Origin of the sequence: Candidatus Binatus sp. (assembly GCF_030646925.1) — a bacterium.
GTDB lineage: Bacteria > Desulfobacterota > Binatia > Binatales > Binataceae > Binatus.
On record NZ_JAUSKL010000021.1, the window covers coordinates 16,633 to 32,658 of the forward strand.

Genomic DNA, 16,026 nt, shown 5'->3' on the forward strand with positions numbered 1-16,026 from the left:
CGGCCGGCCGGTTCAATTGACTGCCTAACGGCCGTTAGATAGATTTGGCCGATGGCGATGCGTGGCAATCCGAAAGATTCCGCGTCGCGCGCGGGAAGCAAGGTCGTCGAGTTGCGGCGGACGCCCGATACGCGCGACCGCGTGCTGCAGGTGGCGCAGGGGCTGTTCGCCGAGCGCGGCTATCGCGGCACCAGCCTCCGCGACATCGCCAAGCGAATCGGCATCAAGGCGCCGTCGCTGTTGCATCATTTTCCGTCGAAGCAGCAGCTTTACATCGCGGTGCTGGAGAAGATGTTCGAGAATCTCGAGGATGCCGCCAACGCGGTCGCGTGGGGGCGGGATAGCCGGCAGGATCGGATGCGGCAGGCGGTGGGCGACGCGATCGATTTTATCGCGAGCCACCCAGATTTCGTGCGCCTGATGTGGAAGGAGATGGCGGACGAGAGCGGGGTGGGGAGGCAGGTGCTTAAACGGCGGCTGCCACCGCTGTTTTCGATCGCGGTCAATTTCATTTTCGACGGGCAGCGCGATGGCGAGTTTCGGCCCGAAGTCGATCCGCGCCATTTCATGTGGAGCCTTAATTCGATCACGATCGGCTACTTCACCACCGCGGCGATGATCAAGCGGCTGTGGAACATGAATCTGCTCGGGCCCGCGATGATCGAGCGGCGCAAGCGCGAAGTGATCGACACGGTGGAGCGGACGCTATTCACAACGCCGGGCAATCAAACGCCGCAATAGATCCGTTCGCGTCGAAACGAAGGCTTAGTCGCGCTGGGGCTCGGCCGGGGCGGGACCGACGCGAGTATAGGTAACCGGGAATCCGCGGCATTCTTTAGGATTCACCAACTCTTCGGTGAAGTTGCTCGGATCGCCGACCAGGATTCGCGCCTTCACGTTGCGCGCCTGCACGAAGCCGTTATCCGCGCAGACCTGATCGGCTAGTACCAGCCCGGGAACATTCGGATCGAGCGTGCCACGCCACACGACCTGGCCAGCCGGAATGGTCTTGCTGGGATCGACCAGCGTCGCGACGTAGTTGCGTCCGCGAAGCATCGGATCGAGGCTGATGACAACGCGGAGCGGTCCGCCCGGGTAAGTCGCCATCCAGTTTCCATTAAGCAATCGCGCCTGGTTGAGCGGAGGCGGAGGCGGCTGAGGCGGCGCCAGCGGAGCCGGCGGATTGGGCGGCTCGGGCGCGTACTGAAAGGACTGTGAGTTACAACCGGTGAGCAGCAACGCTGCAAGGATCGCGACGATTGCGGCGACCGCACTGATGCGGAAGCGCGGCGATGGACCTATTAAACTAGCCGCGGGCTTGATGAGTGAGTAGTAGCTGTCGATGCGTGAACGCGGCATAGATCCTCCCGGAAGCGGTGCGGTATGAACTCAGCATAGCAGAGTGGTTCAGTGATTGGTGGGAGTAGGGGCGGTCGTGGCTGAAGGAAATTCGCGCTCGGCCTGGCGGGCACGTTCGATGGCGGCGGCCGGAATGCGTGATTCGAGCTTAGGGTTCATAACCACCTTCACCATGCCGTCTTCCATCCCGAATTCGAGCATCCCCGGATGAAACTGATGATTCTTCACCTCGGTCGCGATTCTCAGGAATGCGTCAGGGGTCGAGGTCACCGCACTCGCGATAACGACGTCGGGCGCTACCTCATTTTGATTCGTGAACGTTCCCAGCGCAAAGACGTGCTTGTCGGATGCCGCTTCGAAAACACCGAGGCCGGCCGCGTCGGCATTGTGAACGAGTACATCGGCACCCTGGCTGATCTGAGCGAGGGCTGCCTCCTTGGCTGCGCCGACGTCATTGAAATTGCCGGTATAGCTGATCAGCATCCGTCCTTTGGGCTGGACCGAAAGAAATCCGCGTCTGAAACCCTCAAAGGTTAGCCGAATAGATGGCAGCTCGATTCCGCCGATCGCGCCTACTACTCCAGTCTTGGAAATACCGCCTGCGAGGACGCCTTCGACGTAGGCGGCCTGATCAACCTTGAAAGTGACAGAAGCAACATTGTGAGATGTTGCGCTGCCTGAACTGACTACGAAGTAAGTATCGGGAAACTGTTTGGCGACACTTAGGGCAGCGTCGGTGAATTCGAACCCGTGAGCAAAGATAAGGTTGAAGCCGCGCGACGCAAAGTCACGCATCGAATCTTCGAAATCGGCGGGAGAGGTCGTCTGCACCAGGGCAGTCTCCGCACCAAGCTTGCTCTTGATTAGTTCCAGTCCCTGATAGGCGGCGGCATTCCATCCCGCGTCGCTGATAGGTCCGGGAGTAAGCAAGGCAACCCGAAAAGTCGGAGAAGAGTCAGGAGCTTTGCGATCGCGGGTGCAAGCTACGATTGAAATCGCCAGGACAAGCAATAGAGCTAACGGCCGGTAGCGCGCGCAACCCGGGTGAGTGAAGTCCATGCACCTACTCTATCATGCCGAGTAAGCAGTGCGGTCGGCTATGCCGGCGTCGCGGAAGGCTTTGCGGCGCTCCGCGCATTTGTTGCAACGTCCGCAATGTCGTCCGCCTGCGGGCGCCATACAGGTGAGGGTCAGCTCGAGCGGCAGATGAGCGAATCGCTTGATAAGGTCGCTCTTTTTAAGGCCGCGATAAGGCGCTTCAATCCTGATTTCGTGATCGAGACCGGTGCTAAGTACTCGCGCTAAGTCCTTGAAGAAAGCCGGGGTTGCGTCAGGGAACGGGTTGCCGCCAAGCGAACCGACCGCGATGCGCGAGACTTTATGAGTCGCGCACCATACAGCCGCCAGACCGACTAGCAGGATGTTGCGGCCAGGCAGATAGACCGCTTCGTCCGGCTCGGCAGCATCGGGGATGTTCTCGCCGGTAACACTCCAATGATCACCGTACATAGCGTCGACGCTTACAGGCAGGATCGCTGGCGGCATCGTGTGCGGATTCTTGAGGGCGTCGAGGAAGGACACAAGGGCGTCGTACTCGACGTCTTCCCACGCGAGTCCACACCTCACGTAAATGGGATAAACGATCGACCTTGCAGCTTCCTCGGCCAGCAACACCGAACTATCAAGACCTCCGCTGGCAAGGACCGCGACCTTTTCGATGCTAGTCACCTTATACGCACCAATTATTCTATTCAGGCTCCCTTTTCGGCGAGGATGATCATCCTTCGCGTACCGATCGCGTAAGGCTCGCCGTCGAAGCCGCCGAATACGCCATTCACGTGCAAGTTTACGCCTGAAAGAAGCCGGCTGATCTCAGTGAGCGTGTAGAGACGGATGTGATGCCCGACGGACTCGCGGCGGGTACCATCGGGATCGACAATCGTAAAGCTGACATGCATGCTGCTGCTGGCAAGGTCAAGCTCGCGGCGTTCGACATACAAGGTGTTATCCGCGCCCGAATGCCAATCGTGCTGGATGTAGTTGGATACCGCCCACTCGCGATTCAGCATATCGAGCAGCAAGCGTCCCTTGGGCTTGAGTGAGCTGGCGATGCTCTCGAGTACCTTCCTATCCTCGGCCTCGGATTCGAGGTAGCCGAAGGAGGAATACATGTTCACGACGGCATCGAAGTAGTTGTGAAATGGTATCCGGCGCATGTCGCCGGTTATGGTAGTCAGCTTGACATTGGCCGCCAGAGCAGCCTTCTGTGCCAATTCGAGATAGGAAGAGTTGAGATCGAGCGCGGTGACGAGGAAGCCATGCTTTGCTAACAGCACCGAATGGCGTCCCTGGCCGCAGCATAGGTCGAGTAGCTGGCTGCCTGGGCTTAATTGCAGCGCCTTTTCCGCAAATGCAACTTCCTTCTCGGCTCGCTCAGCCGTGAATTGATGATCATACACGCTCAGGTAGTCGTTTCTGAAAAAATCGACGTACCATGGAGAAGGTTGCGTGGCCAAATGCCGCTCCTTTGCTGGCGATGAGGACAGCGCGCCGATTTTGCGCTCGGAGGTTCGTCGAAGCAAGCGACGGCTCTAATCGAGAGCCCGAAACCCTTACGGGTTTCGGGCTTCCTGTCGCGATTCGGATGCGCGCTACGCACGGTCAGTAAGGTAATTCAGGAAGGTGTTTGACGATGCCCCCAGTGCTAGGCGAGCGATATCCTTAGCGCAAATCGCGACCCGTGTAGCCCAGAATCGCGCGCGCGATGATCAGCCGCTGGATCTCGCCCGCGCCTTCATAGATGTCGAAGATGCGGCCATCGCGGAAGCATCGATCGAGCGGATGATCCTCCGAGAGCGCCTCGGGGCCGAGCAAATCGATGCATCCTTGCGTGATCCTTCGGGCAGCCTTGCCGCCAGCCGCTTTCGCGATCGACGCTTCGACCTTGGGCGGTACGTCCTGTTGCTCGAGCCACTTGGAGCGCAGCACCGTCAGCAATGCAGCTTCGTAGATCGCCTCGAGGCGGATGAACCGATCGACCAGGGCCGAGCGGCTTCGCAAGCCGCCGCGATAGTCGATCTCGAGGCCGCGTTCGGTGTACTTCTCGCGCGTGAAATCCAGCGCCGCGCGCGCCACGCCGAGCGCCATCGCACCGACCATCGGGCGCGAGTCGTTGAATACCGACATCGTCGATTTGAAATCACCTTTGATGTGGTTGAATTCCGGGATGCGGCAGTTGTCGAACAGCAGGTTGCAGGTGTCGTGCGAGCGGATGCCGAGTTTCTTGAGCTGCGGGCCGACGGTGAAACCGGGCGTGCCTTTCTCGACCAGGAAGGTCGTCATGCCGCGGCTGCCGTCGGGCGCGATGAAGCGTGAGAAGACCATCGCGGCGTCGGCGGACTCCGCCTGCGAGATGAAAATTTTCTCGCCGTTGATGATCCATTCGCCGGTCTCGCGATCGAAGGTCGCAGTCGTGCGAATATTTGCGGGATCGGAGCCGGCGCCGGGTTCGGTGATCGCGATGGAAATAGTGTGGTCTTTCCACTTGTCGAATTGGGCGGGCGTCGCGACGGTTTTGAGCACCGTGTTGCCGAGGCCCCATCTGGCGCGGTGCAAGTCAATACCGCCGTAGGTCTCGAGGATCACCAGTGAGTGAAGGATTCGCGGGCCACTGCTACCGCTTACTCCTTCCTCGGCGAGGCGGGTCAGGTTTGGAAGATTTGCGGCCTCGGGAAATTCGGCGGGAGGAAGCTCGTCCTCGTGCTGATCGTAGTAGCGCGCGTAGCGCTGTCCAATCAGCGCCTGCTCATGGGCCAGTTTCAGAATTTCCTGATCGGCGGTAGTGAGTTCAAAATCTATCATCGCTTTTTCCTCGATAAGCGTCTCAGCGGATCAAACTCCGACTGCACCTTCGAGCACCGATACGGTGCGCGCGTCGCAGTACCACATCTCGACCGGGTTGTCGCGCAGGTAGCCGTGACCGCCGAGCATCTGCACGCCTTCGTCGGCGATCCACATCGCCTGCTCCGCGGCGTAGGTGTATGCGAGTTGCGCCTGGCGAGTGGCGGCGCCGCCCTGCTCGAGAATCGACGCGGCCTTCCACGTCATCCAGCGCATCGCGTCGGTTTCGATCCGCATATCGGCGAGGCGGAACGCGATCGTCTGTTTCTTCGCGAGCGCATCGCCGTGTACGATGCGCTCCTTGGTGTAGGGCATCACGAATTCCATCACGGCGCGGCTGGTGCCAGTCATGACTGCGGAGAGCGCGGTGCGCGCGGAATCGACGATGCGCTGAACGTCGCATCCGGCGCTTTCGCCGAGGCGGGCGCTCGCGCTGAGTTCGACATCGTTGAAACTCACGGTCGCCATCTCGAGCGCGCGAAGTCCGATGTTGGGCTTTTTCTCGCCGACGACTACGCCCTTCGCATTACGATCGACGATGAACGCTTCGGCGTTTCCGTCGCAGCGCGCGATCACGAGAAAATGGCTGCACTGATTTGTGAGCGGAACCAGTCCTTTGATTCCGGACAGTCGGTAGCCGTCGCGGGTTTTGATCGCGGCGGTGCGGATCGCGGAAACGTCGAAGGCGAAATCGGGCTCCATGATCGCGACGGCGGCGCATCGATAGTGGTCGCCTTCAAAGAGCGGGAGCAGATTTTTCTTCTGCGCGGCCGAGCCTTGCGAGGCGATCGCGCTGAGAAATCCGATCGGCGCGGCGGCGGCAATCGCGAAAGCGGCGTCCGCCACGGCCAGCTCTTCGAGCAGCAGCGCATTTAGCGTGCACGAGCGGCCGGCAGCGTCTGACGCCGAGTCGGCTTGCGATTGGACGATTCCGGTCGCCCAGATTTCGTCGAGAATCGATTTCGGAATTGTCTCGCGCTCGTCGGCGTCGCGCGCGGCGGGCCGGAGCGCGTCGGCGGCGAGGGTCCGCGCCATCGATTGGGCGAGCTGCTGTTCTTCGGACAGTTCAAAAGAGATCACGGCGAATTCCTCCGTGGGCGATTGAAATGGTTTGAGCCATCCGGCGTTTTGCGCTTGACATTGGGGCGACATCGGCTCAGATTAAGAATGGTTGAACCAATGGAGCATAAGCGCAACGCGATTGTCAAGCGAGAAACTCTGCCGCCGACCGCGATAGATCGCCGCGCCAAGGTTCGCGCGGGTTCGCGAACGAACGGCCGCGTGCAATTCAAGCGCATCCGAAGCGTGCGCGCGTTCGAGGAGATCGTCGATCAGATTCGCGGCGAAGTGTCGAATCGGCGGCTAAGAGCAGGCGACCGGCTTCCGCCCGAGCGAGCGCTCGCCGCGCAGTTCGGAGTCTCGCGCAACACGCTGCGGGAGGCGCTGCGATCGCTCGAAAATGCGGGACTGCTGCGACTGCAGACTGGAGCAAGCGGCGGCGCGTTCGTGAAAGAGGCGACGGGCGACGCGATCGTCACCGGACTTCGCGACATGTTCAACCTGGGCGCGATCCGGCCGGAGGATTTGACCGAGGCGCGCGTGATGATCGAATCGATCGCGGTGCGGACGGCGTGCGAGCGCGCGACGCGGGACGACATCGACGCGATGAAGGCGAACATTGCGTCGGCGGAAAGAGCGGCGCGCGAAAAAATTGACTTTTACGATCAAGCGGCGATTCATCTGGATTTTCATCGCATCATCGCGCGCGCGACGAAAAATCCGGTGATGGCGATCGTGATGGAGGCGCTGATCGACGTGATGCGGCACTTCATCGAGGCGATCGGACAAAAACAAAATCCGTGGGTGATTCCGTCGCGTCGCCGATTTATCAAACACTTCGAAGCGGGCGAGAGCGATGCGGCGGTGGCGGAAATGGAGGCGCATCTGGAGCGCCTGAATCGCCGCTATTTGTCGCTGGTGAGAAAGAACAGTCGCGCCGAGGCCGCCATTGAACAATGAAATTCTAGGCGGGGTGCGAGTGCTCGATTTTACGACGATCGTGTCGGGACCGTATTGCACGCGCTTGCTCGCGGACCTTGGCGCGGAGGTGATCAAGATCGAGCCGCCCGAGGGCGACTTTATCCGGACGCAACCGCCGCTGCGCAATGGCAAGAGCGCGTATTTTGCGCATCTCAATTGCGGCAAGAAAAGTATCGCGCTCGATTTTCGCGAGAGCGAGGCGATCGCGCTGATTCGCGAACTCGCGGCGAAATCAGATGTCGTCGTCGAAAATTTCCGGCCCGGCGTGATGCAACGGCTCGGCCTCGATTACGCGGCGCTTGCGGCTGGTAATCCGCGCCTCGTGTACTGCTCGATCTCGGGCTTCGGCCAGCGTGGACCGTGGGCGACGCGCTCCGCATACGCGCCGATGCTGCACGCGGCGAGCGGCTTCGACCTGGTCAACCTCTCGTATCAAAATGGACTCGAGCGCCCGCTCAACACCGGTATCTATGTTGGCGACGTGCTCGGCGGGACGCACGCGTTCGGCGCGATTCAGTCCGCGTTGCTGGCGCGCGAGCGCAGCGGCCGCGGCGATTGCATCGATCTGTCGATGATGGACGGCGTGCTCGGGATGCTCATCTACGAATTTCAGGAGGCGCAGTTTCCGCAGAAAAAGCGCGCCAATACGTTTCAGCCGACCCGCGCCAAGGACGGATTCATCATGATCGCGGCGGTCAAGCCGAACAATTTCGAGGCGCTGGCGCGCGCGGTCGGGCATCCGGAATGGATGACGGATCCGCGCTTCGGCACCGCGAAAGGACGAAGCGAAAATTGGGCGGAGTTCATGTCGATGCTCGACGAGTGGGCCTCGAATCGAACTGCCGAAGAGTGCGAATCGATTCTCACTGCGGGCAATGTTCCGTGCTCGCGATACTTCACCGTGCGCGAGGCGCTGCAGGCGGAACACCTCGCGCAGCGCGGTTCATTCAGCGTGATCGATGACGGAGCAGGAACTCTCAAGGTTCCGAATCCGGCGTTCAAATTCGATAATGCAGAGGCGCGAGCGCGCAACTATGTGCCGGCGCTCGGCGCTGACAACGCAGATGTTCTTGCGGACGTTTTGGGGTATTCAAAAGATCGGATCGCGACGCTGTACAGCAAACGGATTCTTCGCGACGATCGCGAACACGCTTGAAGCTCGATGGATGGCCGAACAAATCGATGAGCGCAATCACACGCACTCGAGGACATGCAGATGAGTGAGATTCTCGTAGCCGGCATTACGCATTATCCGCCGCTCGCCGGGCGCGACGAAATGATGTCCTGGATTTTGAAGCGCATGCTGCAGAATCCGAAGCTGCCGGAAAAATTTCGCCACGCGGAAAACTGGCCCGACGCGATGCGCGCTGAATGGAGCACCGACGAAGGCGCCGGCGCGGCGCGAACGCATCGCGAGCGCTTGCTCAAGGCGCTGCGCAAAACGCGCGCGCAGATCGACGCGTTTCGGCCCGACCTGGTGGTGGTCTGGGGCGACGATCAGTACGAGAATTTTCGCGAGGACATCGTCCCGCCGTATTGCATCTACGCGCACGAATCGTTCGAGTTCAGTTCGCCCGCGCACAACGTGTGGAACGAGGCTGCCGAGAAGAAGTTCAGCGTCCCCGGCAACGTGAAGGCGGCGAAGTATCTCGCGAGCGGGCTTATCGATGCGGGCTTCGACGCGGCGTATTCCTACAAGCCGCTGCATCATCCGCTGGGCCACGCGTTTGCGAATGCGATTCTATATCTCGACTACGATCGCAAGGGTTTTGCTTTTCCGATCATTCCATTTTCGATCAATTGCTACGGCCGGAAAGTGATCGCGCAACGCGGCGGCCTGCCGATGTTCGAAAATCCGCCGTCAACCGAGCAACTCGATCCGCCGGCGCCGACGCCGCGGCGGCTGTTCGATCTGGGCGCCGCGACCGCGCGCATTTTTGCCGAGAGTCCGTGGCGGGTCGTGCTGCTGGCGTCGTCGGGATGGTCGCACGCATTTCTAACCGAGAAGAATCACTTTCTCTATCCGGACACGCCGGCCGATTGGAAACTGTTCGAGGCGTTGCGCTCCGGCAACTACGATGCGTGGCGGAATTATCCCGCGTCGGCAGTCGAGGAAAGCGGGCAGCAGGAAATTCTAAACTGGATGTGCCTCGCCGGAGCGCTCGCGCAACTCAATCGCAAGCCGGCGGAGACCGAATTTATCGATACGTGGATCTTCAATTCGTCGAAGTGCTTTTTGATGGCGCCGCCGGCAAATTGAGCGAGATGCTTTTCGACTAACGCGGAGAGCCGGAATGAAACTCAAAGAAAAAGTCGCAGTGGTTACCGGAACCAGCGCGAATATCGGCGGCGGTATCGCGGAAGGACTCGCGGCCGAGGGCGCAGCGCTGGTGTGCGTCGATGCGCGCGAAGAGAATTCCGCAGATTGTGCGCGCTACATCAATGGCAGCGGCGGCAGAGCGATCGCCGCGACGTGCGACGTCACCGACGAGCGCCAGGTGATCGCGGCGATCGGCGCGGCGCGCGAATCGTTCGGCGGAATCGACATCCTGGTGAACAGCGCGGCGATCTTCAACAAGAAAGGCGTGCTCGACATGCCGCTCGCCGAATGGCATCGACAGATCGAAATTATTCTCACCGGCGCGTTCCTGTTCACGAAGCACGCGGCCAGGTTAATGATCGAGCAGGGGCGCAAGGGGAGCATCATCAATATCATTTCGACCGCGGGGCATCAGGGCGAGCCGAACAACATCGCGTATTGCACGGCCAAGAGCGGGCTTTTGAATTTTACGCGATCGGCCGCGATGGAATTGGTCGCGCACGGCATCCGCGTGAACAGCCTGACGCCGACGGCGACCGACCCGGCGGAATCTTTCGAGCGCGCCGCGCGATGGGGTCGCAAGGTGCAGAGCGCGGAGGCGATCACGCGCGCGTTCGAGCCGTTTCGCAAGGGCGTGCCGATGCAGAAATTGCCGAAGCCGAGCGACTACGGACAGGCCGCGGCATTTCTCGCGTCGGACGATGCGGCAATGATCACCGGCACGGATTTGCGCGTCGATGCGGGCGCGATCGCGCGTTATTGGGCATGGAATCCATCTGACAAGTAGCGCGACGAGCGCCGTCAAAATGCAGGAGAGGCAGCATGGACAAATCAACTGAGAGCTACATCATCGACGATCAGGACGCGGGACTGTTTCGGGTGAATCGCCGCGCGTTCACCGATCCTGAATGCCTGCAGGAGGAACGGCGGCGGATTTTCGACAAGTGCTGGATTTACGTTGGGCACGAGTCCGAGGTGCCGCATGCCGGCGACTATCGATCGCGCAACGCGGCGGGCCGTCCGATGATCCTGGTGCGCGGCGATGACAGCGTGGCGCGCGTCCTGCTGAATACCTGCACGCATCGCGGCGCGATGGTCTGTCGCCAGAATTCCGGCAACGCGAAAACATTTCAATGCCCGTATCACGCATGGACTTACAATTCGCGCGGGCAATTGGTCGGAGTACCGGGCGAAGATTCATACAGCGACGCGTTCAAGCGCGACGACCTGGGCCTGGCGGCGCCGCCGCAGGTGGACAATTATCGCGGCTTCATTTTCGCGTGCTTCGATCCGGCGGCGGAGAGTCTCTACGACTATCTGGCGGGCGCGCGCGAGTACCTCGACCTCGTGGCGGATCAATCCGAACTGGGGATGAAAATCGTCGCGGGGCAGCAGTCGTACAGCGCGCGCGCCAACTGGAAATTGCTGATGGAGAACAGTTACGACGGCTATCACGGATTGCCGACGCATCAGCGCTACTTCAGTTTTCTGAGTGACATCGGCATCGATTTCAAGGGCAACAATCTTGGGGCGCCAGTGCGGCAAAAGACCGTCGATCTTGGCAACGGGCACGCCGTGCTCGAGTATCAGAGCGCATGGGGACGACCGATCGCGCACTGGGTTCCGCCATTCGGGGAGCATCGCAAGGAACATTTTGAGCAGTTGCGGCGAAGATTCGACGATCGATTTGGTCCGGAGCGCGCGCGGCGAATTTGCGAGACCAGCCGCAACCTCGGAATTTTTCCGAATCTCGTGATCAACGACATCATGGCGATCACCGTCCGCACCTTTTTCCCCGTTTCGCCCGATTACATGGAGGTCAATGCGTGGGCGCTGGCGCCGATCGAGGAGAGCGCGGCGGACTCGAAGCTGCGGCTGGACAACTTTCTTACGTTCCTCGGGCCCGGTGGATTTGCGACGCCCGACGACGTCGAAATGCTCGAATCGTGTCAGCGCGGTTTTGCCAATCGCGAGGTCGCGTGGTCCGACATCTCGCGCGGGATGAAGCGGGAGCATCCGTCTATCACCGACGAATTGCAGATGCGCGCGTTCTGGCGTCGATGGAATCAACTGATGACAACACCGCAGATACGGCGCGCGAGGAAAGCGGCATGAGCGCGACCGAACTTCCAAGCCGCCAGCAAGTCGAAGACCTGCTATACAAGGAAGCGGCGCTGCTCGACGAGTGGCGGCTCGAGGAGTGGCTCGAACTTCTCGCCGAGGATGCGATCTACGAAATCCCGCCGACCGACGTTCCGGAAGGGGATTCGCGCAACACGCTCTTCATAGTCGCCGACGATGCGGTGCGAATCCGTTCGCGCGTGAAGCAGTTGCTCGGCAAATCAGCGTGGGCCGAGAATCCGCACTCGCGGACGCGGCGCATGATCGCCAATGTGCGCGTGCTCGGCTCCGACGGTGAGAACATCCTCGTGACGGCGAACTTCGCGGTGCATCGGATGCGCTACGAATCGGTCGATACGTACATCGGGCACTACGATTACAAGCTGCTGCGGCGCGGCAATGATCTCAGAATCCGCGAGCGGCGCGTGATTCTCGACAACGAGGCGCTGCGTCCGCACGGGAAAATCAGCTTCATCCTGTAGCGCAAATAATCCGCGAATACGCCGGAGGCCGCGATGGACGTCATCGATATGCACAATCACTTCGTCGCGCCCGCGGTGATCGATTTTCTCGCGCGTGAAGGCAAGCACTTTGCGACCAGGATCGTCGAGCGCGACGGCCGGCGATTTTTCCTGATTCATGAGAGCGCGATGCGTCCAATCGATGGCGCGATCTCCGACGCGAGCTTGCGCATCGCGGACATGGATCGCGAAGGCGTCACCGCGCAGGCGATTTCGTGCGTGCCATTCCTGATGTATCCCGACGTCGAGGCGGATTGCGGACTTGCGATCGCGCAGGTCAACAACGATGCAATGGCGGCGCTGGCGTCGAGCGATCCGGCGCACTTCGTGCCGCTGGCGTCGGTGCCGATGCAAAATCCGGCGACTGCGGCAAAGGAACTCGAGCGAGCGGCAAAACTGGGACTGCGCGGCGTCGAGATTCCGCCGAAGGTCGTTGAACGTCAGCTCGACGAAGCGGATTTCGAAGTGTTCTGGGAAGCGGCTGAGACGCTCGAGATGGCGGTCTGCATCCATCCGTTCGAAGCAGCGCCGACTGGCGCGCTCGCGCGATACTTTCTCGGCAACCTGGTCGGCAATCTATACGACACCGGCCTGGCTGCGGCGCTGCTGATTTATGGCGGAGTGCTGGAGCGTCATCCGAAGCTCAAAATAGTGCTGTATCACGGGGGCGGCGCGCTGCCGGCGTTGGTCGGGCGGCTCGACATGGGATATCGATTGGTGCCGGAGTGCCGCAACGCGATTCCGCGCCCGCCATCGACTTATGTTCCGCAATTTCACTTCGACATCATCGCGCACAATCGAGCGATGCTAGGTCACTTGGTGAGCACCTATGGCGCCGAGCGGTTTGTAGTTGGCAGCGACTATCCGCTGCCCGCCGGACTGGCTCATCCGGTCGAGGAAGTCAAAGCACTTGGACTTAGCAGCGCGGACGAAGAGAAGATCCTGGTTGCCAACGCGCGCAAGCTGCTGCGTCTAGGCAACTAGCCCCTCGAAGAGCTCACTACCTTAGGTAACACTCTGCGCGATCGCTACTTTGCGGCCGCGACTAAAGAGTGAGCAGGAAAGCTACCAGGTCCTGCTTCTCATCCGGCGTCAGTTTCGTGCCCAACACCAAGTTGAAGAATTCCACAGTATCGTCGAGAGTCAGCAGGCGTCCATCGTGTAAGTAGGGCGGCGAGTCCCTTATGCCGCTCAAAGGAAACGTTTTGATCGGCCCGTCGGTGCTCGCCATCATGCCATTGATCATCACAGGCTTGTAGAAGCGTTCGGCATGAAGGTTATGTGTCAGGTTGTCGGTGTAGTACGGAGGAACGTGACAGGATACACAATTGCCTTTGCCAAAAAAGATTGCTTGTCCGCGTAGCTCAGCCGGAGTTGCCTTTTTTGGATCGAGCTTGCCATAGACATCCAGCTTAGGCGCCGGAGGGAAGTCCAGCAATTCCTGGACTTCGGCCATGTCGTGGACCTGGCTGCCGCGTTCGAGGATATTAACGCCCTTCTTGGTAGCGATCACCGGATCGCCGTCGAAGTATGCTGCGCGCTGCTCGAACTCGGTGAAGTCTTCAACCGTCTTAAGGGAGCGCTGCGAGCCGAACAAGCGCTGGATGTTAACGCCGCGCAGCGAAGGCGTATCGATACGATGGCGAAATGCTTGAGGGCGAGTATCTCCCGCCAAGTGGGTCGCCCCGTTCGAATGGCCATTCGCGTGGCAATCAAAACAAGTGACGCCTCGGCTAGGGCGATCCGAGCGGCGATCTTCTGTTTGATTAAACTGCTGTTGGGGAAACGGCGTGACCAGAAGCCGCACGCCCTCTAACTGCTTGGGGTTGAGGATGCCATTAAAAAGTTCGTAGTAGTTCTCGATAGTAACCAGCTTGCCTTTGGATACATCACCGAGATCTGGACGAGTAGTCAGAAAAATGGGTGGCGGAAATTCGGGCAGGAACTGATCTGGTAGATCGAAATCGAGATCAAATCGGGTCAGATCGCGGCCTTCCTGTTTCTTGATCTCGTCGATCTCGAAACGCGGGAAGAGCATTCCACCTTCGGGATGGTTGGGATGAGGCAGCGGATAGAATCCCTTGGGAAACAAATCCTTGCCGCGAATTTCGTCAGGGCTCGCAGAGGAAAGCTGCTCCCACGTCATCCCTGTGGACAACTTGACGCGAACGCCGCCTTGCACTGCTTTGCCGCGCGACATAGTGGCATTCGCCTTGGGCTTATTGCTCAGGTCGTAGCGTTCATCGAGCAGGCTTTGATGCTTCTTCTCGATACCTGGCTTCGCCGCGGTCATGCGTTCCTTGATGGCGGCAAACGGCTCCTTGATGTCCACAGCCATGTAACTGGTTTGTCCGCGCTGCTCCTGCGGATATGCCGGGTGCCAGATCAGTATCAAGGCCGCGAACGCCAAAGTAGCCAGAAAACTCTTACTGATTTGCCGCTTCATACAAATCCCCTACTGCTCCAGACTGATAACCTTGCTCAGTAAGGCGGCCGCTTCCGATGCCTTCGACTTACATCAGTTTATACGCATGCGCGACGTTCTCGCCGAGGATCGCGCGACGACCCGAGTCGTTCATTGGCGCGATCAGGCCTTTCAACTCCTCGAGATAGTTGCCCGGGTGATCGGGATGCGGATAGTCGGACGCCCAGAAAAACTTGTCTTCGCCAACGATTCCCATCATAGCAGCTATCGTGCGCTCATCGGGATCAGCCGAGATGTAGCATGAGCGCTTGAAGTAGTATGAGGGCTTTTCCTTGAGCCGAACGGTGGCGCCGAGAGTGGTGCCGTGGAAGATAGCGTCGGCTCGATCGAGGAAGTAGCCTATCCATCCGGCCTGCGCTTCGAGCACCACTACCTTCAGCTTCGGGAATCGATCGAACACGCCAAGCTGGAAGAAGGTGCCAAAGGCGTGCTGGACTCCCTGGCCTGCAAAGAGATCGTAGTACCAGGCAGCCCACTGGAAACGATCGTAACGATGATGGATGCCGAAGCTGGGGGGCTCGAAAGTCGGATGGATCGCGAGCGGAACGTCGAGGTCCTGCGCGGTGGCAAACACGCTATCGTGCTTGCTGTCGCCGTGCGGGACGCGCGTGATGGTGAAAGGGCATACGAAAGCGCCCTTGCATCCATCCTTGACTGCCCGCTCAAGCTCGCGCGCGGCTTCTTCCGGATCGCCGAGCGATAGGTGCGCGATCGGGATCAGCTTGCCACCCGAGTCGCGGCAGAAATCCGCGATCCAGCGATTATAGGCGCGGCAATAGGCGGCCGATAGTTCGGCGTCGAAGAGTTCCGCTTCCCACAGCAGCCCGATGGTAGGATATAGAAGCGCCTTTTCCATCCCTTCCTGCGCGAGCAGTTCAAGCCGGTCTTTCATAACCATCGTGCCGAACGCCGCACCTTTGAGATAAGTATCCTCGGGCTTGGGCTGCATCATGCGGACTTGCTCGGGCTTGGTCTCACCGCGCATCGCGCTTTCGCGCAGCTTGTTGGCCTCTTCGACGCGCTTGCCCATCCCGCCGAGCGAGCCCAGCACTCCGGGTTGCGTCATCTTGGCGCGCTTGCGATCGATCTCGAGATACTCGAAGCCGTCATCGCCGACCCTGATACGCATCGCGCGGTCGCGATACTTAGGATCGATATACTTCTCCCAAAGGTCGGGCGGCTCGAGGATGTGTCCATCGCAATCGATCACTAGTACTTCAGTCTTCATACTTACTCCTGAGCTATAAGTTGCCGGCTAGTCGAGCTAGTTAGTCAGTTCA

Annotated in this window: 16 protein-coding genes; 8 read left to right on the forward strand and 8 right to left on the reverse strand. The window is 59.9% G+C overall.

Annotated features, from left to right (window positions below):
- Nucleotides 1-51: 51 nt before the first annotated feature.
- Nucleotides 52-741 (forward strand): TetR/AcrR family transcriptional regulator, encoded by a 690-nt coding sequence (locus Q7S58_RS02425; RefSeq protein ID WP_304820438.1) that lies wholly within the window; start codon nucleotides 52-54, stop codon nucleotides 739-741.
- A 24-nt stretch (nucleotides 742-765) separates the two neighbouring features.
- Here Q7S58_RS02425 and Q7S58_RS02430 read toward each other — a convergent pair whose 3' ends face one another.
- From Q7S58_RS02430 to Q7S58_RS02455, 6 genes are all read right to left on the reverse strand, one after another.
- Nucleotides 766-1,359, reverse strand: coding sequence for a hypothetical protein (locus Q7S58_RS02430; RefSeq protein WP_304820440.1), 594 nt, complete (start codon nucleotides 1,357-1,359; stop codon nucleotides 766-768).
- Nucleotides 1,360-1,407: 48 nt separating this feature from the next.
- Nucleotides 1,408-2,289, reverse strand: coding sequence for a BMP family protein (locus Q7S58_RS02435; RefSeq protein WP_304820442.1), 882 nt, complete (start codon nucleotides 2,287-2,289; stop codon nucleotides 1,408-1,410).
- A 141-nt stretch (nucleotides 2,290-2,430) separates the two neighbouring features.
- Nucleotides 2,431-3,087 (reverse strand): 7-cyano-7-deazaguanine synthase, encoded by a 657-nt coding sequence (locus tag Q7S58_RS02440; protein ID WP_304820444.1) that lies wholly within the window; start codon nucleotides 3,085-3,087, stop codon nucleotides 2,431-2,433.
- A gap of 23 nt (nucleotides 3,088-3,110) precedes the next feature.
- Nucleotides 3,111-3,875 carry a class I SAM-dependent methyltransferase gene (locus Q7S58_RS02445; RefSeq protein ID WP_304820446.1) on the reverse strand — a complete coding sequence of 255 codons (765 nt, stop codon included), beginning with the start codon at nucleotides 3,873-3,875 and terminating at the stop codon, nucleotides 3,111-3,113.
- A 205-nt stretch (nucleotides 3,876-4,080) separates the two neighbouring features.
- Nucleotides 4,081-5,220, reverse strand: coding sequence for an acyl-CoA dehydrogenase family protein (locus Q7S58_RS02450; RefSeq protein ID WP_304820448.1), 1,140 nt, complete (start codon nucleotides 5,218-5,220; stop codon nucleotides 4,081-4,083).
- Nucleotides 5,221-5,250: 30 nt separating this feature from the next.
- Nucleotides 5,251-6,339 carry an acyl-CoA dehydrogenase family protein gene (locus tag Q7S58_RS02455; protein WP_304820450.1) on the reverse strand — a complete coding sequence of 363 codons (1,089 nt, stop codon included), beginning with the start codon at nucleotides 6,337-6,339 and terminating at the stop codon, nucleotides 5,251-5,253.
- Between the two features lie 87 nt (nucleotides 6,340-6,426).
- On the opposite strand from Q7S58_RS02455, the gene Q7S58_RS02460 reads away from it, so the two are divergent.
- Genes Q7S58_RS02460 through Q7S58_RS02490 form a run of 7 tightly spaced genes read left to right on the forward strand, consistent with a single transcriptional unit; the run spans nucleotide 6,427 to nucleotide 13,245 of the window.
- Complete coding sequence (locus tag Q7S58_RS02460; RefSeq protein WP_304820453.1) at nucleotides 6,427-7,278, forward strand: FadR/GntR family transcriptional regulator; 852 nt, start codon at nucleotides 6,427-6,429, stop codon at nucleotides 7,276-7,278.
- Nucleotides 7,268-8,455, forward strand: a complete 1,188-nt coding sequence (locus tag Q7S58_RS02465) for a CaiB/BaiF CoA-transferase family protein (RefSeq protein WP_304820456.1) — start codon at nucleotides 7,268-7,270, stop codon at nucleotides 8,453-8,455. Before Q7S58_RS02460 ends, Q7S58_RS02465 begins: the two co-directional genes overlap by 11 nt.
- A gap of 60 nt (nucleotides 8,456-8,515) precedes the next feature.
- Complete coding sequence (locus tag Q7S58_RS02470; protein ID WP_304820458.1) at nucleotides 8,516-9,559, forward strand: hypothetical protein; 1,044 nt, start codon at nucleotides 8,516-8,518, stop codon at nucleotides 9,557-9,559.
- Nucleotides 9,560-9,593: 34 nt separating this feature from the next.
- Nucleotides 9,594-10,406, forward strand: a complete 813-nt coding sequence (locus Q7S58_RS02475) for an SDR family NAD(P)-dependent oxidoreductase (RefSeq protein WP_304820460.1) — start codon at nucleotides 9,594-9,596, stop codon at nucleotides 10,404-10,406.
- A 35-nt stretch (nucleotides 10,407-10,441) separates the two neighbouring features.
- Nucleotides 10,442-11,734 (forward strand): aromatic ring-hydroxylating dioxygenase subunit alpha, encoded by a 1,293-nt coding sequence (locus Q7S58_RS02480; RefSeq protein ID WP_304820462.1) that lies wholly within the window; start codon nucleotides 10,442-10,444, stop codon nucleotides 11,732-11,734.
- Nucleotides 11,731-12,222, forward strand: coding sequence for an aromatic-ring-hydroxylating dioxygenase subunit beta (locus Q7S58_RS02485; RefSeq protein WP_304820464.1), 492 nt, complete (start codon nucleotides 11,731-11,733; stop codon nucleotides 12,220-12,222). Before Q7S58_RS02480 ends, Q7S58_RS02485 begins: the two co-directional genes overlap by 4 nt.
- Before the next feature lie 33 nt (nucleotides 12,223-12,255).
- A complete protein-coding gene (locus Q7S58_RS02490) occupies nucleotides 12,256-13,245 on the forward strand; it encodes an amidohydrolase family protein (protein ID WP_304820466.1) in 990 nt (329 codons plus the stop codon).
- A gap of 61 nt (nucleotides 13,246-13,306) precedes the next feature.
- Here Q7S58_RS02490 and Q7S58_RS02495 read toward each other — a convergent pair whose 3' ends face one another.
- On the reverse strand, nucleotides 13,307-14,707 hold the full coding sequence (locus tag Q7S58_RS02495) for a hypothetical protein (protein ID WP_304820467.1): 1,401 nt from the start codon (nucleotides 14,705-14,707) through the stop codon (nucleotides 13,307-13,309).
- A gap of 67 nt (nucleotides 14,708-14,774) precedes the next feature.
- Entirely contained in the window at nucleotides 14,775-15,974 is a 1,200-nt protein-coding gene (locus Q7S58_RS02500; RefSeq protein WP_304820469.1) for an amidohydrolase family protein, read from the reverse strand.
- Nucleotides 15,975-16,026 lie beyond the last annotated feature (52 nt).